This window comes from Mesorhizobium sp. B2-4-7, from assembly GCF_006442685.1.
GTDB lineage: Bacteria > Pseudomonadota > Alphaproteobacteria > Rhizobiales > Rhizobiaceae > Mesorhizobium.
Window position 1 is genome coordinate 169,682 of record NZ_VFVH01000013.1, and the last position, 20,214, is coordinate 189,895.

Genomic DNA, 20,214 nt, shown 5'->3' on the forward strand with positions numbered 1-20,214 from the left:
AATTCCTTTAACCCGAACGAAGGAGGCGCCGATGCGCACGCTTTTATACGCCCTTGTCTCTGCAATGGTCGTGGTTCTGTCCGGGCCGGCCTTAGCCAAGGACAAGCTCACCGTCTACACTTATGAGAGCTTTACCGCCGACTGGGGCCCCGGCCCGGTGGTGAAGAAGGAATTCGAGGCCGAATGCGGCTGCGATGTCGACTTCGTCTCGGTTGCCGACGGCGTCGCGCTGCTCAACCGCGTCAAGCTGGAAGGGGCCGCGACCAAGGCCGACATCGTGCTTGGCCTCGACACCAATCTCACCGCCGATGCCAAGGCCACTGGCCTGTTTGCGCCGCATGGCGCCGTGACCGGGCTCAATGTGCCGGGCGGCTGGAACGACGACATCTTTGTCCCGTACGACTATGGTTATTTCGCCGTCATCTATGACACGCAGAAGCTGAAGACGCCGCCCAAGAGCCTGAAGGAATTGGTCGAGGGCAGTGCCGACGACAAGATCGTCATCCAGGATCCTCGCACCTCGACGCCGGGCCTCGGCCTGCTGTTGTGGGTGAAGTCGGTCTATGGCGACAAGGCGCCGGAGGCCTGGGCCAAGCTCAAGGCGAAGGTCTTGACCGTGACGCCGGGCTGGAGCGAGGCCTACGGCCTGTTCACCAAGGGCGAGGCGCCGATGGTGTTGTCCTACACGACCTCGCCCGCCTACCACATGGTTGCCGAGAACACCGAGCGCTACCAGGCCGCTTCGTTCGAGGAGGGCGAATATCTGCAGATCGAGGTCGCCGGCATCACCACGACGGGAGTCAAAAATCCGCTGGCGGAAAAGTTCATCGCCTTCATGACGGGCCCGAAATTCCAGGATGCCATCCCCGAGACCAACTGGATGTTCCCGGCCGGCAAGACCGACAAGCCGCTCAATCCGGCCTTCGACAGACTGGTCAAACCGACCAAAACCTTGCTGTTCAGTCCCGAGGAGGTCGCGGCCAACCGCAAGGCATGGGTGGATGAATGGCTGGCGGTGATGAGCAAGTAGTTTGGTCGTATGATCGGATGATGAGTGCTCTACAGCGCCCCCCACTGTCCTGCCGGACATCTCCCCCACGAGGGGGGAGATTGGCCGTCACGACGGCTTTCGCCAATTGGCGACGTCACAGGAGAGGGTGGAGCGCTGAAGCAGCCAATCTCTCCCCAAGTGGGGGAGATGTCCGGCAGGACAGAGGGGGGCGCGAAGGAACGCGACGCTCGCTAAAGGTCCTTTGGGTGGCGCAGCGTGCAGCGCGCGTCTGACCCCCGCATCTCCGCCGGTATCCTCGCGCTTGCGGCGATCGGGCTCCTGATCGGCGGCGCGTTTGCGGGTCTTCTTTTCGAAGGCGCGAACGATTTCTCCGGAGCCTGGGCAGCCTTCGATCCTTATCTCCTGCGCGTCGTGCGCTTTACGTTGTGGCAGGCGGCGCTTTCGACGCTGTTGTCGGTGGCGCCGGCCCTGTTCGTGGCTCGCGCGCTGTCGCGGCATCCGCGCTTTCCCGGCCGCGGCTTCATCCTCCAGCTCTTCGCCCTGCCGTTGGCGCTGCCGGCGATCGTGGCGGCGCTCGGCATCCTGGCGCTCTATGGCCGCGCCGGCTATTTCGCCGGCTTTCTTGGTGCCGTCGGCGGTTACAATTGGCCGGGCATCTATGGCCTCTCCGGCATCCTCGTTGCTCATGTCTTCTTCAACCTGCCGCTGGCCACGCGGCTGTTCCTCGAAGCGCTGCAAACCATCCAAGCCGACCAATGGCGGCTGGCGAGCCAGCTCGGCATGGGTGCCGCACCGGCTTTCCGGCTGATCGAGTGGCCGACACTGCGCGCCGCTCTGCCGGGCGTCGCCGGCCTGGTGTTCATGCTCTGCATCACATCCTTCACGATCGTGCTGACGCTGGGCGGTGGCCCCGGCGCGACGACGCTGGAGGTCGGCATCTACCAGGCTCTGCGTTTCGATTTCGATCCCGCGCGGGCGGTGGCGCTGACGCTGCTGCAGATCGCGCTGACCTTTGTCGTGGTGCTGGCGTTGACGCGGCTCGGCGCCAACACCACCGGTGACGCCAATCTGCCGGTGGCGCCGCGCCGCTACGTCTCGGCCGGCAGGACCGAGACCGCGCTGAATGCCGCGCTCGTCGTGCTGGCCCTTTTGTTCGTCGCCGGGCCGATGACGGCGACGGTGATGTCAGGCCTCGGCGCCGACCTCGGTCGTCTCGCCGGCGAGGCGGCGGTGCGGCAGGCGACGCTGACCAGCGCCGTGCTGGCCTTCCTGTCGGCGCTGCTGTCGGTTGCGCTGTCGCTTTCGCTCACCATGGCGCGCCGCGTGCTGGCCCTGAAGCGCCGCTCCGGTCCGCGGACCGTGCTCGAACACGCCACCGACACCGGCGCCGGCTTCGTCCTGGTCGTGCCGCCCATCGTCATCGGCGCCGGCTGGTTCCTTCTGCTGCGCCATGTCGGCGATGTCTTTGCCATAGCCCCGGTCATGGTCGTCACCGTCAATGCAGTCATGGCGATGCCTTTCGCCATCCGTGCCATCCGCCCCGCCTATGATGCGGCGAGCGAGCGCCATGAGCGGCTCTGCGCGCTTCTGGGAATAGCGGGCTGGGCCCGGTTGCGGCTGGTCGACTGGCCGTCGCTGCGACGGCCGCTGGCCACCGCCTTCGCGTTTGCCATGGCGCTGTCGCTTGGCGATCTCGGCGTCATCGCATTGTTCGGCAGTGATTCCGTGCAGACCTTGCCCTACCTTCTCCTGGCGCGCATGGGCAGCTACCGTACCGAGGACGCCGCCGGCCTGGCGCTGCTGCTCGGTCTGGTCTGCCTTGCGCTTGTGGTGGCGGCGAGCGGGCTGGGAAGGGGAGAACGAGACTGATGGCTGCGGGCGCCACCAATGGTGCGACAAGGGGAGCCGAGGTGCGGCTGGACACGGTCTCGTTCAGCTACGGCGACGCGCCGCTCGTTTTCGATGTCGATTTCGCCGCGTCGAAAATTACCGCCATCATGGGGCCGAGCGGCTCGGGCAAGTCGACGCTGCTCAATCTGGTGGCGGGCTTCGAGACGCCGCAGGCTGGCCGCGTGCTGATCGGCGGCGCCGATGTCGGCGCGGCGCCGCCTTCGGCGCGGCCCGTGTCGATGGTGTTCCAGGAAAACAATCTTTTTGCCCATCTTTCGGTCGAAGAGAATGTCGGGCTCGGCCGCTCGCCCTCGCTGCGGCTGACCGAGGCCGACGGCGCTGACATCGCGGAGGCGATCGCGCGCACCGGCCTCGCGGGCAAGGAAAGACGCCTGCCGCGCGAACTTTCGGGAGGCGAACGCCAGCGTGTCGCATTGGCGCGCGTGCTGGTTCGCAACCGCCCGGTGCTTCTTCTGGACGAGCCTTTCGCTTCACTCGGACCGGCCTTGCGCGACGACATGCTCGACCTTGTCGCCGACGTGCATGCCGAGCGGGGCATGACGCTGCTGTTCGTCACGCATCAGCCACAGGACGCACGCCGTATTTGTGAGGAGGTGGTGTTCCTCGACAACGGCATGGTTGCCGCCAAGGGCAAGGCGGATGATTTCTTTGCCGGGGCTGGTCCTGAAGTTTTCCGGCGCTATGTTGGCACAAGCGCCTGGGAGGCTGGATCACGAGATATTGCCCGGAAGCGGACATAATTTACGCTCAAACCGGCTCCTGGCGACGGGGCGATTGCTTGCCATGACAGAGGTAGTGTGGCTAGGTCCGCCCTGTACCGGTCCGGTGCAGGCCGTGATTTGCCTGCAGCATCCGCCGCGCGTTGGTATGGCGTGGATGCTGTAATGCTTTGATTTGCGCATGAGCCCTTGCGAGGATCGCCCCGATTTTCGCGGGCATGCGCCAGACCCGAAAGGAAGCCGTTCTGCCGACCGGCACGGAAAGACCAAGAGGGAAAATGCTGGCGCGCTTTCTGGCGCTGGCCGGCTTTGTCGTGGCCCTGGCAAGCTGCCAGATGTTCACACCTCCGGAAGTCCAGGAATCCGGCTTCCAGCCTTCCGACAAACCGATCACGGTCGACAATGTCGCGGCCAATAACAAATTGGCCGAACTGGCCAAGGCGCAGCATCCACGCATCCTGGCGACCTATGGCGGCGAATACTCCGATCCCAAGCTCGAGCGCATGGTCGCCAAGGTCGTAGGCAGCCTGACGGTGGTGTCGGCCAACCCGACCCAGACCTATCGTATCACCATCCTCAATTCGCCCAACGTCAATGCCTTCGCACTGCCGGGCGGCTACCTCTACGTCACGCGCGGCCTGCTGGCGCTGGCCAATGATTCGGCCGAGCTCGCCGCCGTCATCGCGCATGAGATGGGCCACGTCACCGCTAACCACGGCCTGCAGCGCCAGCAGCTCGAGGCCGAGGAGGGGCTCGCCACCAAGGTTGTTTCCGACGTGCTCGGCGACAGCCCGACCGCCAAGGCGGCGCTGATCCGCGGCAAGCTGAGACTGGCGCAGTTTTCGCGCAACCAGGAACTGGAGGCCGACGCGATCGGCATCAAGTCGATCGGCGAAGCCGGCTACGATCCTTACGCCGCCGGCCGCTTCTTGCAGTCCATGTCGGCCTACACCGATTTCCGCTCGATCAGCGGCGCCACCGACGCCAGCCTCGATTTCCTGGCAACGCATCCCAATACGCCGCAGCGTATCGACCTTGCGCAACGCCATGCCCGCCAGTTCGGCCCGCCGGGCGTCGGCACCCGCGATCGCGACGCCTTCCTCGCCGGGATAGACGGCCTGCTCTACGGCGACACGCCGGAAGAAGGGTATGTGCGCGGCGAGACCTTTCTGCATCCGGGCCTGGGCGTGTCCTTCTCGGTGCCGGAGGGCTTCATCATCGACAATTCGGCCGCCGCCGTGACGGCGACCGGGCCGGGCGACATTGCGATCCGCTTCGACGGCGTGTCGATCGACAAGAACCGTGCGCTGACCGATTATATCAGGAGCGGCTGGGTGGCCGGTCTCGACGACGCGAGCGTCAGGCAGGAAACGATCAACGGCAACGAGGCGGCGACGGCGCATGCAGGCGCCGAAGGCTGGCAGTTCGATATCGCGGTAATCCGCGCCGGCGGCCAGGTCTACCGGCTGCTGACGGCGGCACCATCCGCCAGCACGTCGCTCGACACCGTGGCGCGTTCCGTCAGCGGCTCGTTCCGCATTCTGAGTGCCGCCGAAAAGGCGGCGCTGAAGCCGCTGCATATCCGCGTGGTCACCGTCCAGCCGGGGCAGACGATGGGTTCGCTTTCGGCGCAGATGGTCGGCGTCGACCGCAAACTCGACCTGTTCCGGGTGCTCAACGCGCTGTCGCCGGGGGCTGCGGTTTCGGCCGGCGACAAGGTCAAGATCGTCACCGACAAATAGCCGATAGTCGGCGCTGACCCGCTCTCTCGTTTTTGGGACGAGAAACTTCTAGGTAGTTTTCCTGGAATGGATTTAGGCGGCGGTGGCGAGGAATTCCGGGTTCTGCTTCACCAGCGCCACTTTCAGCTTTTCCATGGCGCGGGCCTCGATCTGGCGCACGCGTTCCTTGGAAATGCCAAGCGTCTCGCCGAGCGCTTCGAGCGTCGCGCCCTCGTCGCTCAGCCGACGCTCCTCGATGATGCGCAGCTCACGCGCGTTGAGTGCGGCAAGCGCCGCCTTCAGCCACATCGAGCGGCGTTCGATATCGATGGTGTCGCTGACGACCTCGTCGGGCAAGGGATCGTCCGACACGAGGAAGTCCATCCGCTCGGTCGCGCCCCCATCGTCGGCAAGCGGGACATTGAGGGAGGAGTCGGGCGCCGAGAGCCGCGAATCCATCAGCGCGACATCGGCTTCGGAGACGCCGAGGGCCGCTGAAACCTCGCGGTACAACGTCCTGTTCGACAGCGGCTCCGCGGCGCCGTTCGCCAGCCGGGCGCGCAGGCGCCGCAGGTTGAAGAACAGAGCCTTTTGCGCCGAGCTGGTGCCGCCGCGCACGATCGACCAGTTGCGCAGGATGTAGTCCTGCATCGAGGCCCGGATCCACCAGGTCGCATAGGTCGAAAACCGCACTTCGCGCTCCGGCTCGAAACGGGCCGCGGCCTCGAGCAGGCCGACATGGCCCTCCTGGACCAGATCGCCAAGCGGCAGGCCGTAATGACGGAATTTGGAGGCCATGGAAATGACCAGGCGCATATGCGCCACGGTGATGCTGTGCAGCGCGTTCTGGTCGTTGTCCTTTTTCCAGCGCAGCGCCAGCCGCAACTCCTCGTCGCGTTCGAGATAGGGAGCCCTCATTGCCGCGCGGACCATGATCCGTCCTGCCGTGTCTTCCATCATGAGGCACTCCCTGGCTCTGGCGATACGGATGTCATTTCGAAACCCGGCAGCCGCTCGACTTGAAATGACGGCGTCCTGCCCTACAACGAACGCAAAACGTGCCATGCGCGGGAAAGGTTCCGCCGCCGGCGGCGCGGCGTGGAGGCTGCGCGAAAAAACTCCGGGCGGGTTCGAGGCACCGCCAGAAACGTCAGTGGTAGAATCCGATTCCGAATAATGGATGTTTTTGAAATCTCATTCCTTATTTTTTCAACTCACATCTGTCAATTTCCAGCGCTCACACACCATGCCGGATATCAGGCCAGGACGGGATCACAGAAAAATGAAATGGCTCAAGTCGCTCATCGTCGCCGGAACTTTGCAGGTTCTGGCTGTTACCGCAGGCTATGCCGGCGCCAATCTCGACCAGATCAAGCAGGCCGGCGTCATCAAGGTCGGCACGGAGGGCACCTACGCACCCTTTACCTATCATGATGCCGGCGGAGCGCTGGTCGGCTTCGATGTCGAAATCGCCAAGGCGATCGGCGACAAGCTCGGCGTGAAGGTAGAGTTCCTCGAGGGCAAATGGGACGGGCTGATCGCGGGCCTCGATGCCAACCGCTATGACGCGGTCATCAACGAAGTCGGCATCACCGACGCCCGCAAGGCGAAATACGATTTCTCCGACCCCTACATCGCCTCCAAGGCAGTGCTGATCGTGCGCGGCGACAATACCGACATCAAGAGTTTCGCCGATCTCAAGGGCAAGAAGTCGGCGCAGTCGCTGACTTCGAATTTCGGCAAACTGGCCGAGGCCAACGGCGCCGAACTGGTCGGCACCGACGGGTTCGACCAGTCGATCCAGCTGCTTCTGACCGGCCGCGCCGACGCAACCATCAATGACAGCCTGTCCTTCCTCGACTTCAAGAAGCACAAGCCGGATGCCAATGTGAAGATCGCGGCCCAGGAAGAGAACGCCGACTATTCCGGCGTCATCGTTCGCAAGGGCGACCCGGAACTGGTTGCCGCGATCAACAAGGCGCTGGCCGACATCAAGGCGGACGGCACCTATCAGAAGATCGCAGACAAGTATTTCGGACAGGACGTTTCGAAGTAATTTACGGCCGGGCCGTTGGCCCGCGCGACATCGCCCGGCGGCGGACCGTTTTGACGGCCCGCCGCCTTTCGCGTGATATACGGCAGTCGCAAGAAGGAGCCCTTTCGTGCCGCACTGGCTGCAACTCATGCTGGAATCGCTGCCTTCGCTGCTGTGGGCCGCGTTGATCTTCACCGTACCGCTGACGCTCCTGTCCTTTGTGCTTGGCTTGAGCGTCGGTCTTGGAACCGCGCTGATCCGGCTCTTCGGGCCAATGCCCCTGGTCGCGGTGGCGCGCTTCTACGTGTGGATATTCCGCGGCACGCCGCTCTTGGTGCAGCTGTTCCTGATCTTCTACGGCCTGCCCTCGGCCGGCATCCTGCTTGACGCGTTTCCCGCGGCGTTGATCGGCTTCACGCTCAATATCGGGGCCTACTCGTCGGAAATCGTTCGCGCGGCGATAGGCGCGGTGCCAAAGGGGCAATGGGAGGCGGCCTATTCGATCGGCATGACCTGGAGCCAGGCGATGCGCCGCACCATCTTGCCGCAGGCTGGGCGCGTGGCGGTGCCGCCGCTCTCCAACACCTTCATCTCGCTGGTCAAGGACACGTCGCTGGCCGCCGCCATCACCGTGCCGGAAATGTTCCAGGCCGCGCAGCGTATCGTCGCCACCACCTATGAGCCGCTGATCCTCTATGTCGAGGCGGCGATCCTCTATCTGGCGATGAGTTCGGTGCTGTCGGCCTTGCAGACGCGGCTGGAGGCGCGGCTCAATCGCTATGGCGGGTTCCTGGAGGCGCGCTCGTGATCGACCTTGCCAACATCGAAAAGCGCTTCGGCGACAATCTCGTGCTGAAGGGCGTGACGGTTGCCATTGCCGAAGGCAGCGTCACCGCGCTGGTCGGTCCTTCGGGTGGTGGCAAAAGTACGCTGCTGCGCTGCATCAACCTGCTTGAGATCCCAACTTCGGGCACAGTGCGTATCGGCGATCAGGCGCTGGAGTTCCATCCGGGAGCGAAGGTGGCGGCCCGGGACATTCAGCGGCTGCGGCTGCAGACCGGCATGGTGTTCCAGAACTTCCAACTGTTCCCGCATCGCACCGCGATCGAGAACGTCATGGAAGGGCTGGTGACGGTGCTGAAGTGGCCCCACGCACGGGCGCGCGAACGGGCGCTCGCGCTGCTGGAAAAGGTCGGCATGGCGCACAAGGTCGATGCCTGGCCGGCAACGCTGTCGGGCGGCCAGCAGCAGCGGGTAGCGATCGCCCGGGCGCTGGCGCCGTCGCCAAAGGTGCTTTTGTGCGACGAGCCGACCTCCGCGCTCGACCCGGAACTGGCGCAGGAAGTCGTCGACGTGCTCGGCCGGCTCGCCAGCGAGGGGACGACGATGGTGATGGCCACGCACGATCTGCGGCTTGCTTCAAAGATCGCTCGCGAGGTGGTGTTCCTCGAGGCCGGCATTGTCGTCGAAAAGGGCCCCGCGGCGGTGCTGTTCGGCAATCCGGAGCGCGAACGGACAAGACGGTTCATCGCGACGCTAAAGCAGGAAATGGCGGAGAAGGAGGGTGGGGGAGAAGGCGGCAATTTCTCGTCCTAGGCCTGCGCTGCGCTTGCTCCCTGCCGGGCATTTATCCTCGTGAGCCGCCGTCAGGCACGGTGTTTCTATTTCGATGGACGGGCGTGTCCATGCGCTGCAATAGTGGGGCCGATGGTTCGCAACGTTGCTCTTGTTCTCGGTGGTGGCGGGGCCGCCGGAAATGCCTGGCTGATCGGCATCATCGCGGGCCTCGCCGAAGCTGGTGTCGATCTGACGGAGGCCGCCGATCTGGTGATCGGAACCTCGGCAGGCGCCAATGCGGTAGTGCAGGTGCGCAGCGGCATACCGCCGGGCGAACTGTTGGCCGCGGTGCTGTCCCCGCTGCCGGTTCAACCGGCCGGACCGAGCCGTCAACCGCCGTTGCCGCCGATGGATAGTGTATTCGAGCGGATGCGTTCTATTTCCGCCGCCGCTACCTCGGCAGCCGATCTGCAACGGGCGATGGGCGCATTCGGATTGGAGAGCGATGCCAAATTCGGACCTGAAGTGGCCAAACAGCGGCGCGCGCTGGTCGCCGCCAGATTGCCTCGCCATGAATGGCCGGAAAGGCCGATGATCGTGGTGGCCGTCGACGCGCTTACCGGTGAACTGGCCGCGTTCGACCGCGATTCCGGCGTCGATCTGGTTGACGCGGCCACCGCGAGCACCGCGCTGCCCGGTGCGGGGCCCACGCACAGCATCAATGGCGTCCGCTACATCTCCGGTGGCGTGCGCTCCGCCGATAATGCCGACCTTGCCTCGGGCTATGCGAACGTGATCGTGCTCTCGCCGTTCAGCGGACGGAGCCGACCGCTACCGGAAGGCCAGTTCGAGGGCCTGCGCAGACCGCCGGGCGCGGACCTTGCAAGCGAGGTCGAAGCCCTGCGCCAGCAGGGCAGCCGGGTGGTGGTGATCACGCCTGATGTCGATTTCCCGCGCCGCAATGGGCACCAACCAGATGGATCTGGCGACCCGCATCCCCGCGGCCAGTGCCGGTTTCGCCCAAGGCAAGAAGGAAGCGACCCGCGTAACGTTCCTGTGACGATTGCACGCCGAGGGGCGTGCACCAACTTTCCAGTATTGCCTGCAACAAAAAACCCGGCGCAAGGCCGGGTTTTTCAAAAACTCAAAAGGCGCAAGGCCTCAGGCAGCTTCTTCCTGCTCGGCTTCCTCATTGTCGGCCTTGGCGCCGCGCTTAGGGCCCTTGTTGAGATTGACCTCGATCAAACGCACGGCTTCGGTTTCCGACATGCGGTTGACCGCGGCGATCTCACGGGCCATGCGGTCGAGCGCGGCCTCGTAGAGCTGGCGTTCGGAATAGGACTGCTCCGGCTGGTTGTCGGCGCGGTAGAGGTCGCGAACAACTTCCGAGATCGAGATCAGGTCGCCGGAATTGATCTTGGCATCATATTCCTGCGCGCGACGCGACCACATGGTGCGCTTGACGCGGGCGCGGCCTTGCACGACCTTCAGTGCGCGTTCGACATAATCCTCTTCCGACAGCTTGCGCATGCCGATCGAGGTTGCCTTGGCGACCGGCACCTTGAGGCGCATCTTGTCCTTCTGGAAATCGATGACGAACAGTTCCAGCTTGTGCCCGGCCACTTCCTGCTCGTCGATCGAGACGATCTGGCCGACACCATGCGCCGGATAGACGATGTACTCGCCGGTCTTGAAACCGTGACGTGCAGCGGTGGACTTCTTCTGCGGGGTGATCGTTGCCATTACGCCCTGAACTCCTTGTTGTGGGCCGGCGGCGGTGCCGGCTGAACTCGCGCGATCGGGTTACCGATCATTAGCCGCACAACAGATGAACCCACCGGAAAAGCCGGGACCGGCAAACCGCACGATTGCGATCGCCTGGCCCAGATCGCTCTGGTCCGATATGGGATTTTCACCTTTCAGTGATTTGGGGCGTTAGCGCCATAAATCGACGTTGTGTCACCGGCATGTTTCGCTCATGTAACACAAAAAGTCGGAAGAATCAAGGTTTTGCTGCATAAGCGAAGGCCACAGGTTCACGCCGCCTGTCAAGGCGGTTAATAGGCCGTACCTCTTACGCCGCGTCATGCCGGTTGAAACGGCAGCGCTGTCAGTCGCCTTCTCCGGGTTCAGCCGAGAAATATTTCTCGAACTTGCCGGCCTCGCCATCGAAGGCCTTGGCGTCGGCCGGCGGCTCCTTCTTGGCGGTGATATTAGGCCATTTCTCAGCGTATTCGGTGTTTATCTGCAGCCATTTGTCGAGGCCCGACTCAGTATCGGGCTTGATCGCGTCGGCGGGGCATTCCGGTTCGCAGACACCGCAGTCAATGCACTCGTCGGGATGGATGACGAGCATGTTCTCGCCCTCGTAGAAACAGTCGACCGGACAGACCTCGATGCAGTCCATATATTTGCATTTGATGCAATTGTCGGTCACGACATAGGTCATCGATCTGCTCCGGGACGTCCCGTTTTTGTTGGCTTTTTCCGTGAGGTAACGCCTTTGGCGCCCGCTTGCAAGGGCGGCCATTCCGGCCATGTCCGCATTGCCGGAATGGAATTCCAACGGGTCGGCAATGGCGGGCATCGGTCATGTGCTCGGACCGTTGTGTCGGCGGCGTGGAAGAACATACATGCTCCCTCCGTGCACCGGCGGTCAGTCGTCGCCAAGCAAGCGGTCGGTCTCGCGGCGCTCCTTCTTCGTCGGGCGGCCGCTTCCGGCCTCGCGCAGCCCTGGGATCGCGTCGGGAGGCGCCTCGCCCGTCGGTGCGGCAGGCGGCGACATGTCTTCGTAGAGCGTGCGTGCCTCCACGGCGGGGCCGCGCCGGCTTCCCGCATCGAGCACCTTCCAGATGAAGATGCGCCGCTCCAGCGTGATGGTCAGGACGTCGCCAGGCTTGACCAGGTCGGAGGCCTGCGCTGCTTTGTCGCGATTGATGCGCACCCGGCCGGCCACGACCAGTTTGGCGGCCAGCGAGCGCGATTTCACCGCGCGCGAGAAGAACAGCCATTTGTCGATACGCTGGCGGTCGGTGGCCATCGGGGCGACCATCGGATCCTGTGCGGCTATTTCTTCAGCTGGTCGCGCAAAGCGGCGAGCTTGGCGAAGGGAGAGTCGGGATCGAAGCGCACCGGGCGCTCCTCGCGCGGTTTTGCCTGAAACGAGGGTTTGCCGCCTTGCGGGCCGCCCTTGCCTTCCGGCCTGCCGCCCGGCCGGCCCTCACGGCGGTCAGAACGCTCGCCCTGCGGCTTTCCCTCCCGCCGTTCCCCGCCTTCGCCTTGCGGCCTGGGCTTGAACTTCGAGCGATCGAAACGTGGCTTGCCGGCGCCATCGCGGCGCCCTTCATGGGCGGGCCGGGTGCCGGGCTGGCCGACAGCGGCATCCGCCGGGGCATCGGAGCGCGCCGCCTGGCCGTTGCGCGGCCGGGCGCGGTTCTCGTGGTGACGGTGACGAGGCCGCTGGTCGAAGCGGCCCTGCCGCCACAACAGGATCGGCTTAGGCTCTTCGGCTTCCGCAGCGGGTCCCTGTTGGGGAGCGTCGGCGCTGTCCCCCTCCTCGCCTCGCTCCGCGATCTCCCCCGTCGAGGGGGAAGTGAGAGCGTCGGCGCTTTCGGCGGCAGAAGTCTCAGGCACGGCTTCTGCTACAGGCGCAACCTCTTGCGTAGCTTCGGCTGGAACTTCGGGTTGTTCTTCCGCAACAGTTTCGGCCGCTTCCGCAATGGGTTCAGCAGGAATTTCGACGGCGGTCTGGGCAGTCGCAGTTTCCGGATCTTCCGCGGATGTCTCCGCAGGCCTGTCCGTCGCAGCCGCCTCCGCCGCCTTGGCCTGCTCGGCGCGCGCGGCCTCTTCCGCTGCCAGCTTGGCCGCCACGGCTTCCCGGGCGGCATTGTCCTGCGCTTCCAGCCGTGCCTTGACTTCGGCCGCCGGCTTCGGCTCGGCACGGTAGCCAAGACCTTTCAGGATTTCTTCCATGTCATCGGCCGTGGCGCCGAGAATCGACATCATCGGCGGCGTCACCATGAAAGACTGGCCGTCATAGGCGCCATCCGGACGCTGGCCGAGGCCGGGCTTCCAGTTGGTCGCCGGGCGGATCAGGTCGGCCAGCCGTTCCAGAATGTCGATGCGCACGGCGCGGCGGCCGAGATTGCGGTAGCCGGCAAGCTTGTAGAAGGCCTTGTCGAAAGCCGGATCGATGACCACCGAGGTGCGGCCCGATGCCAGCGCATGGACGACGTCGCCGAAGCCGGGCTTGTCCTTGCCGTCGTTTTTCAGCGCCCACAGCAACGTCACCAATCCCGCGGGCGCCGGCTTGATCAGCGCCGGCACGAAGACATGATAGGCGCCGAAGCGCACGCCCAGCCGGCGCAATGCCGCGCGGCCTTCCTGGTCGAGCGACTTCATCTCCTCGGCGATGTCGCGGCGATTGATAAGGCCGAAATTCTCGACCAGCTGGAAGGCGATGCCGCGGCCGATACCCGATATCTGCTCGGCACTCTTCAAATCGACCAGCGGCTTCAGCAGGGATTCGATCTGGAAATTGACGAAGCGCTCGGCACGCGCCGCGACCTTGTCACGCGCTGGGCCGGTCAGCTGTTCATCGGCCAAAAGCACCAGGCGCGGCTTCAGCGCGTCCTCGCCGGCAACAAGCGTGCCGATCGGCGCGCCGATCCAGCGCAGCGTGCCGTCGGAACCGAGCGCGATGTCGCCATTGGCGCAGGCGCCGAAGCGTTCGGCGCGTGCCTCGAACTCCGCCGCCAGCGCCTTCTGGGCGGCCGCGCGCACGGCCTTGGCGTCTTCGCCGCCAGCGCTCTGATCGGCGGTGAAACGGAACCCCTGCAACTCGCCGACATGGTGGCCTTCGACGAGGACGGTTCCGGTTGGGCTTATTTCGGCTTCAGGCATGGTATTTTCTCTAAGGCGCCGCATGAGGACGGAAGTCCTGCGGTCTACGAAGCGTTTCGTCAACCGCTCATGCAGCGCATCCGACAATCTGTCTTCGATTTCGCGCGTCTTTTCCTGCCAGTGTGCCTGATCGGCCAGCCAGCCGGGCCGGTTCGACACGAATGTCCAGGTGCGGATCTGGGCGATGCGATGCGACAGCGTATCGATGTCGCCCTCGGTGGTGTCGGCGCGGCGCACCTGCTCGGCCATGTAATTCTCGTCGACATGGCCATGCCTGGCGAGGTCCATGTAGATCGACGCAATGAGGTCGGCGTGCTGGGCCGGCGCTATCTTGCGGTAGTCGGGGAGCGCGCAGGCCTCCCACAGCAGCGCGACGCGCCTTGCGTCGGTGGCGAGCGCCCTGATGTCCTTGTCACGCGACAGGTGCTCAAGCGCCTGCGCATCGACTGCCGGCAGCGCACGGGTCAGGCCTTCCACCGGGGCATTGGTCTCGATCGAGCGCTTCAGCGCGTCGAGGCTGGCGAAATTGAAACGCGCTGTGCGCCACTGCAGAACCTTCACGGGGTCGAAGTCGTGGCTTTCGATCTTCTTGACCAATTCCTCGTCCAGCGGGTCGACCTGGCCGGTGACGCCAAAGGTGCCGTCGCGCAGGTGCCGGCCGGCGCGCCCGGCGATCTGGCCAAGTTCGGCCGCCGTCAGGTTGCGATACTGATAGCCGTCGAACTTGCGGTTCTGGGCGAAGGCGACATGGTCGAGATCGAGGTTAAGGCCCATGCCGATGGCATCGGTGGCGACGAGATAGTCGACGTCGCCCGACTGAAACAGCGCCACCTGGGCGTTGCGGGTGCGGGGCGAGAGCGCGCCAAGCACGACGGCCGCACCGCCCTGCTGGCGGCGGATCAGTTCGGCGATGGCATAGACCTCGTCGGCGGAGAAGGCGACGATCGCTGTGCGCCGGGGCAAGCGGGTCAGCTTCTTCGAACCGGCATAGGCCAGATGTGACAGCCGCGGTCGTGTCACCACCGAGACGCCTTTCAACAGGCGCTGCAAGATGCCGTGCATGGTGGCGGCGCCGAGCAGCAGCGTCTCCTGGCGGCCGCGCAGATGCAGGATGCGGTCGGTGAAGATGTGGCCGCGCTCGAGGTCCCCGGCAAGCTGCACCTCGTCGATGGCGACGAAGGCGGCATCGGTCTCGCGCGGCATGGCTTCGACGGTACAGACCGAATATCTGGCGCCTGGCGGCTGGATCTTCTCCTCGCCGGTGATGAGCGCCACCTTGTGGGCACCGACCTTTTCGCAGACGCGGGTGTAGACCTCTCGCGCCAAGAGCCTGAGCGGCAGGCCGATGATGCCGCTTTCATGCGCCACCATGCGCTCGATGGCGAGATGGGTCTTGCCTGTGTTGGTCGGCCCAAGCACGGCAGTCACGTCGCGACCCGATAGGATCAGCGGCTCGGTGGGTTTCGGATGGATGTTCATCGGCTCGGAAATAAGGCTTTCTGGCCTCTCATTGTCGGGAGCACGCCTCGGGTGGCGCGTATGACAGGCGACACATAGGGATTTCAGGCGCGAAGCGAAAGCGGAATGTTCCGCTGGCGGTTCGAAGTCACCTCCGTCGAGCTTCGGTTCGGCTGCTGATTAAGGGTTGGAACGAGTCTGGAACGAATCGGCGACGAATCGCTGACTCGCCCGGATTCAGGTTTTGTTCACGGCTAGATGTGGAGTTTTGGCTGATGATCCTTACCACATGCTGAATCACGGAATTGGCCCGTTTCATGCTAGGCGAGAGCCGCCGTTAACTTTCGCTGGCAAAGCCGTGTGGCAGCCCGCCTTGCTTCATCCAAGCTTGTGAAATTGTTGAACTTTCTTAATAGAAATTAACAGTTTGACAGGCGATTGCAACTGCTCTCGTTAACATTGCGGCCAAACATGGAACGAAAGGGCGACGAATCGGCGATGTCGGGATTTTCCCTGTTTGTTCACGACAAGATGTAGTGTTACGCACAGGTTTTCCACCGACAATGCACAGCTTATCCAGGCAGTTTTGCACAATACCCGCTGCCGCGATTAACCTTTGCGTGCCGGATTGGAACAGCAGGCCGACAGCCGTCATCGGACGGCGTCACGGACATCCGAAGCGGATGGCGAACGAGCCCTCCTTCAATCGGCACCGGGAAGCCGGCAGCCCGGCGAGACCTCAGGCGAAGTACTGGCCGCCATTGGCGGTGATGGTCGATCCCGTGATGAAGCCGGCGTCCTCGGAGGCGAGGAAGACGACGCAGCGCGCGATCTCCTCCGGCTCGCCGAGGCGCCCGACCGGGATTAGCGGGATGATGCGTTCGTTGAGCACCTTCTCATCGATCGCCCGGACCATTTCGGTGGCGATATAGCCTGGGCAGATGATGTTGACGGTGATGCCCGCGCGGGCTCCTTCCTGGGCCAGAGCCTTCGAGAAACCGATGTCGCCGGCCTTGGCCGCGGAGTAGTTGACCTGGCCGGCCTGGCCCTTCTGGCCATTGATGGAGGAGATGGTGATGACGCGGCCGAACTTGCGGTCGCGCATGCCGCTCCACAGCGGATGCGTCATGTTGAAAACGCCGGAGAGATTGGTGTCGATGACCTCCTTCCACTGCTCACGCGTCAGCTTGTGGAACATGGCGTCGCGCGTGATACCGGCATTGTTGACCAGCACCGCGACCGGGCCCAGATCGGCCTCGACCTGCTTGATGCCGGCGGCGCAGGCGTCGTAGTCGGCGACCGACCATTTGTAGGTCTTGATGCCGGTTGTGGCCGTGAACTTGCTCGCCGCCTCATCATTGCCGGCGTAGTTGGCGGCAACCGAATAGCCGGCTTCCTTCAGCGCCATCGATATTGCCGCGCCGATGCCGCGCGATCCGCCCGTGACGATTGCAACCTTGGTCATGCGCTCCCTCCCTTTGGTTGGGAGAGTGAACAGGGAGTAGCGAATGACGAGTAGGGATCAGATATCCCATTGCGCCGACGCCGTTCTTCCCTATTCGCTACTCCCCATTCACTTCTCTTTTAGAGCGCTTCGACGCACATGGCGACGCCCATGCCGCCGCCGATGCACAGGGTGGAGAGACCCTTCTTGGCACCTCTTCGGCGCATCTCGTGGACCAGCGTGTTGAAAATGCGCGCGCCAGAGGCGCCGATCGGATGACCGATGGCGATGGCGCCACCATTGACGTTGACGATCGAGGGATCCCAGCCCATGTCCTTGTTGACCGCGCAGGCCTGCGCGGCGAAAGCCTCGTTGGCCTCGATCAGGTCGAGATCGCCGACCGACCAGCCGGCCTTTTCCAGCGCTTTTCGCGAGGCGGGAATCGGACCGGTGCCCATGATCGCCGGGTCAACGCCCGCGGTCGCCCAGGAGACGATGCGCGCCAGCGGGGTGATGCCCCGCCTGGCAGCTTCCGCTTCGCTCATCAAAAGCGCGCCGGCGGCGCCGTCGTTGATGCCGGAGGCATTGGCGGCGGTCACAGTGCCGTCCTTGTCGAAGGCCGGCTTCAGTTTGGTCATGGCATCCAGCGTCGCGCCATGGCGGATGTATTCGTCCTCGTCGACAATTGTATCGCCCTTCTTGCCCTTGATGGTGAAGGCGACGATCTCGTTCTTGAACCGGCCGGCCTTCTGCGCGGCCTCGGCCTTGTTCTGCGAGGCCAGCGCGAACTGGTCCTGGTCCTCGCGGGTGATCTGGAACTGGCGGGCGACGTTCTCGGCCGTGTTGCCCATGTGATAGCCATTAAAGGCATCCCACAGTCCATCCTTGATCATGGTGTCGATCATCTTGTAGTCGCCCATCTTGACGCCAGCGCGCAGATGCTGGGCGTGCGGCGACATCGACATCGATTCCTGGCCGCCGGCGACAACCACCTTGGCATCGCCGGTGGCGATCTGCTGCATGCCGAGCGCGATGGCGCGCAGGCCCGAGCCGCACACCTGGTTGAGGCCCCAGGCGGTGGTCTCCCTGGGCAGCCCGGCGAGGATCGAAGCCTGGCGGGCAGGGTTCTGCCCTTGGGCCGCGGTCAGCACCTGGCCAAGAATGACCTCGTCGACCTCGGCCGCCTCGACGGCGGCGCGCGACAACAATTCCCTTACGACGACGGCGCCAAGCTCGTGAGCCGGGGTGGCGGCGAAAGCGCCGTTGAAGGAACCGACCGGTGTGCGTGCCGCGCTGGCGACGACGATGGCATTGGAAGCGGGCATTCTGTTCTCCAAACTTCAAGCTGATGTTCTGTCATTGAAGACTTTTCTTGCCCTTTCCCAACCCCGAGTCAAACCGGAAATCGGCAGGGCACCCATGCGTCGCAAGCAAGCTGCGCATGGCCGCGACATCAAACTGTCCGCTGCTGCGCAGCATATTTCACCGGCCATGCAGCGATAATTAATCCCGCACTGCACAAACTGCTTGGAATTGTGACGCTTTTGCGCATATCCTTTGAACGGGCGCAATCGTTACCGGCGGCTTACTCAGGCGCGCCGGTGTCCGGGGAGGATGCAGATGGCTGCGAAAGACGATCCGATCGTCATCAAGAAATATGCCAATCGCCGGCTCTACAACACCGGCACCAGCACCTATGTGACGCTCGAGGACCTGGCCGAAATGGTCAAGAAGGGCGAAGAGTTCACGGTGCAGGACGCCAAGACCGGCGACGACATCACGCATCCGGTTCTGACCCAGATCATCTTCGAATTGGAGAACAAGGACGGGCAGAACATGCTGCCGATCCCGTTCCTGCGCCAGTTGATCGCCTTCTACGGCGACCAGATGCAGATGATCGTGCCGAGCTTCCTCGAACAGTCGATGATCGCCTTCTCCAAGGAACAGGAGCGCTTCCGCGAGCAGATGAAGGGCGCCATCGGCAAGTCACCACTCGACATGATGAAGATGGCCACGCCGATCAAGGCGCTGGAGGAGCAGACGCGCCGCAACATGGAAATGTTCCAGAATGCCATGCGGCTGTTCACGCCTTTCCCGCCGGCAGGCTCGGCACCTGCGGCGGCCCCCGCCGAACCGGCCAGGAAGGAAACGCCGGAAAAACCCGACGATCTGCAGCAGTTGAAGGACCAGATCGCGGCCATGCAGCGCAAGCTCGACACCATGTCGTGAGCGCGCAGCGCTTTTCTTCCGATCCTACGGCAATAATCCCTCATAGCGACCGCGCGGCCTGATGCTGCCGCCGCTCATTGCCTGTTCGACCATGTGGGCGGCCCAGCCAACGCTGCGCCCAAGCGCGAACAGCTGGAACGGCGCATCGCGCGGCAGGTCGAGGCTGCGCGTCAGAACGGCCAGGGCAAAGTCGACGTTCGGGCGGGCGCCGGTCGCGGCAATGGCGGCGATTTCCAGCGATCGCAATGTTCTGTCGGTGTTGTCGATGGCCGCCAAAAGCGCCGTGGCGCGGGGATCGCCTTCGGGATAGAGCGGATGGCCGAACGCTGGCAAAGGCCTGTCATGGCCGAGCCAGCGCCGGATCGCCGCATCGGCGCCGTGCCGCGCCGCATCGTCCGCGAGTTGCATCACCGCCTCGCCGGCGCCACCGTGCCGCGGACCGGAAAGTGTCGCCAGACCCGCGAGCAGGCAGGCGGCGGGCGAGGCTCCGGTCGAGGCCGCGACGCGCGCCGCGAAGGTCGATGCGTTGAGTTCGTGATCGGCAAGCAGCACAAGGGCGCGCCGGATAGCCTGCGCCCCGCCTTCATCCACCGACCAGCCTCGCGCCAACCGCATGTGCACCGGATCTGATCCCGCCGAGGCGCCAAGAGCGCCGGCCAGCACGCCGATCGCGCGCGCGGCGTCGGCGCACAGCGAGGCGGCGCCGCGCCCTAGTGAAGGCCGCGCCTGGCCGGCGAGCATGGCAAGTTGCATGAAGGCCGGAGCTCGGCCGAGTTGTTGGGATTGATCCGAGGCCGGAGCCTCGAAACTCACCGGCTCAGGCAGGGCCCACAGCACGGCGGCGGTCTCTTCGAGCGTGGCATGTTCGGACAGCGCAACGGCGTCGCGGCCCCGATAGACAAGGTGGCCGTGCGAAACGGTCGAGATCGAGGTGACGAGCGAGGGTTCGCCCCAGGCGATGGCGCTTTCGGCGATGGCCGATGGGCTGCGTCCGCGCTCTCTTCGCATCATCAGGGCCGCGATATCGTCGGCGCGATATTGGCTGCGGCGTGGATCGGCACTGTCCGGGCGCATGCCGATGCGCCCGCGACTGACATAGGCGTAGAGCGTCTGCGGCCGCACCTTGAGCCGTTCCAGTGCCTCGTCCCGCGACAGCCATTCGGACATGTCGGTCCCATATTGATTATGTTGATCAAGATTGATGCGCGTGTTGCCCATCCTTATCC

General features: G+C 64.2%; 17 protein-coding genes and 1 pseudogene. 10 read left to right on the forward strand and 8 right to left on the reverse strand.

The genetic code is table 11. The annotated features are described in order from the left end of the window. Positions 1–31: 31 nt before the first annotated feature. The 4 genes from thiB (at position 32) to FJ946_RS27780 (ending at position 5,384) form a co-directional block, all read left to right on the forward strand. Positions 32–1,030 carry a thiamine ABC transporter substrate binding subunit gene (gene thiB / locus FJ946_RS27760; RefSeq protein ID WP_140566890.1) on the forward strand — a complete coding sequence of 333 codons (999 nt, stop codon included), beginning with the start codon at positions 32–34 and terminating at the stop codon, positions 1,028–1,030. Positions 1,031–1,267: 237 nt separating this feature from the next. Continuing rightward, positions 1,268–2,881 (forward strand): thiamine/thiamine pyrophosphate ABC transporter permease, encoded by a 1,614-nt coding sequence (gene thiP, locus FJ946_RS27770; RefSeq protein ID WP_140566893.1) that lies wholly within the window; start codon positions 1,268–1,270, stop codon positions 2,879–2,881. Further along, positions 2,881–3,663 carry a thiamine ABC transporter ATP-binding protein gene (gene thiQ / locus FJ946_RS27775; RefSeq protein WP_140525063.1) on the forward strand — a complete coding sequence of 261 codons (783 nt, stop codon included), beginning with the start codon at positions 2,881–2,883 and terminating at the stop codon, positions 3,661–3,663. Before thiP ends, thiQ begins: the two co-directional genes overlap by 1 nt. A gap of 257 nt (positions 3,664–3,920) precedes the next feature. Beyond that, on the forward strand, positions 3,921–5,384 hold the full coding sequence (locus tag FJ946_RS27780) for a M48 family metalloprotease (RefSeq protein WP_140493312.1): 1,464 nt from the start codon (positions 3,921–3,923) through the stop codon (positions 5,382–5,384). Positions 5,385–5,456: 72 nt separating this feature from the next. Here the strand turns inward: FJ946_RS27780 and FJ946_RS27785 are convergent, their stop codons facing one another. Then, entirely contained in the window at positions 5,457–6,323 is an 867-nt protein-coding gene (locus FJ946_RS27785; RefSeq protein ID WP_140517570.1) for an RNA polymerase factor sigma-32, read from the reverse strand. 322 nt (positions 6,324–6,645) lie between these two features. Here FJ946_RS27785 and FJ946_RS27790 point away from each other — a divergent pair, with 322 nt between their 5' ends. The 4 genes and pseudogenes from FJ946_RS27790 to FJ946_RS31365 all read left to right on the forward strand — a co-directional run. Then, positions 6,646–7,419 (forward strand): amino acid ABC transporter substrate-binding protein, encoded by a 774-nt coding sequence (locus FJ946_RS27790; RefSeq protein WP_140493318.1) that lies wholly within the window; start codon positions 6,646–6,648, stop codon positions 7,417–7,419. Positions 7,420–7,525: 106 nt separating this feature from the next. Next, positions 7,526–8,206, forward strand: a complete 681-nt coding sequence (locus FJ946_RS27795) for an ABC transporter permease subunit (protein ID WP_140493321.1) — start codon at positions 7,526–7,528, stop codon at positions 8,204–8,206. Beyond that, the gene (locus FJ946_RS27800) at positions 8,203–8,994 is read left to right on the forward strand and encodes an amino acid ABC transporter ATP-binding protein (RefSeq protein ID WP_140566896.1); all 792 of its coding nucleotides are present in this window, start codon (positions 8,203–8,205) and stop codon (positions 8,992–8,994) included. The genes FJ946_RS27795 and FJ946_RS27800 overlap by 4 nt, the downstream gene beginning before the upstream one ends. A gap of 111 nt (positions 8,995–9,105) precedes the next feature. Continuing rightward, positions 9,106–9,672, forward strand: a pseudogene (locus FJ946_RS31365) (patatin-like phospholipase family protein); the annotation flags it as partial. A 444-nt stretch (positions 9,673–10,116) separates the two neighbouring features. Here the strand turns inward: FJ946_RS31365 and FJ946_RS27810 are convergent. The 6 genes from FJ946_RS27810 to FJ946_RS27835 all read right to left on the reverse strand — a co-directional run bounded on the left by FJ946_RS27810 (position 10,117) and on the right by FJ946_RS27835 (position 18,084). Next, the gene (locus tag FJ946_RS27810; RefSeq protein ID WP_006327799.1) at positions 10,117–10,698 is read right to left on the reverse strand and encodes a CarD family transcriptional regulator; all 582 of its coding nucleotides are present in this window, start codon (positions 10,696–10,698) and stop codon (positions 10,117–10,119) included. Positions 10,699–11,065: 367 nt separating this feature from the next. Next, positions 11,066–11,404, reverse strand: coding sequence for a ferredoxin FdxA (gene fdxA, locus FJ946_RS27815; RefSeq protein WP_140493333.1), 339 nt, complete (start codon positions 11,402–11,404; stop codon positions 11,066–11,068). A gap of 207 nt (positions 11,405–11,611) precedes the next feature. Continuing rightward, positions 11,612–12,007 (reverse strand): RNA-binding S4 domain-containing protein, encoded by a 396-nt coding sequence (locus FJ946_RS27820; RefSeq protein WP_224518929.1) that lies wholly within the window; start codon positions 12,005–12,007, stop codon positions 11,612–11,614. 14 nt (positions 12,008–12,021) lie between these two features. Next, complete coding sequence (locus tag FJ946_RS27825) at positions 12,022–15,336, reverse strand: helicase-related protein (RefSeq protein WP_140566898.1); 3,315 nt, start codon at positions 15,334–15,336, stop codon at positions 12,022–12,024. Positions 15,337–16,054: 718 nt separating this feature from the next. Next, positions 16,055–16,780, reverse strand: a complete 726-nt coding sequence (gene phbB, locus FJ946_RS27830; protein ID WP_140493339.1) for an acetoacetyl-CoA reductase — start codon at positions 16,778–16,780, stop codon at positions 16,055–16,057. Between the two features lie 119 nt (positions 16,781–16,899). Then, the gene (locus FJ946_RS27835) at positions 16,900–18,084 is read right to left on the reverse strand and encodes an acetyl-CoA C-acetyltransferase (RefSeq protein WP_140554935.1); all 1,185 of its coding nucleotides are present in this window, start codon (positions 18,082–18,084) and stop codon (positions 16,900–16,902) included. On the opposite strand from FJ946_RS27835, the gene FJ946_RS27840 reads away from it, so the two are divergent. Further along, a complete protein-coding gene (locus FJ946_RS27840) occupies positions 18,065–18,262 on the forward strand; it encodes a hypothetical protein (protein WP_140493345.1) in 198 nt (65 codons plus the stop codon). The two genes, FJ946_RS27835 and FJ946_RS27840, sit on opposite strands and share 20 nt — an antisense overlap. Before the next feature lie 117 nt (positions 18,263–18,379). Continuing rightward, positions 18,380–18,988 carry a polyhydroxyalkanoate synthesis repressor PhaR gene (gene phaR / locus FJ946_RS27845; protein ID WP_140493348.1) on the forward strand — a complete coding sequence of 203 codons (609 nt, stop codon included), beginning with the start codon at positions 18,380–18,382 and terminating at the stop codon, positions 18,986–18,988. A gap of 24 nt (positions 18,989–19,012) precedes the next feature. Here the strand turns inward: phaR and FJ946_RS27850 are convergent, their stop codons facing one another. Next, positions 19,013–20,155, reverse strand: coding sequence for a citrate synthase (locus FJ946_RS27850; protein ID WP_140525066.1), 1,143 nt, complete (start codon positions 20,153–20,155; stop codon positions 19,013–19,015). Positions 20,156–20,214: the final 59 nt, after the last annotated feature.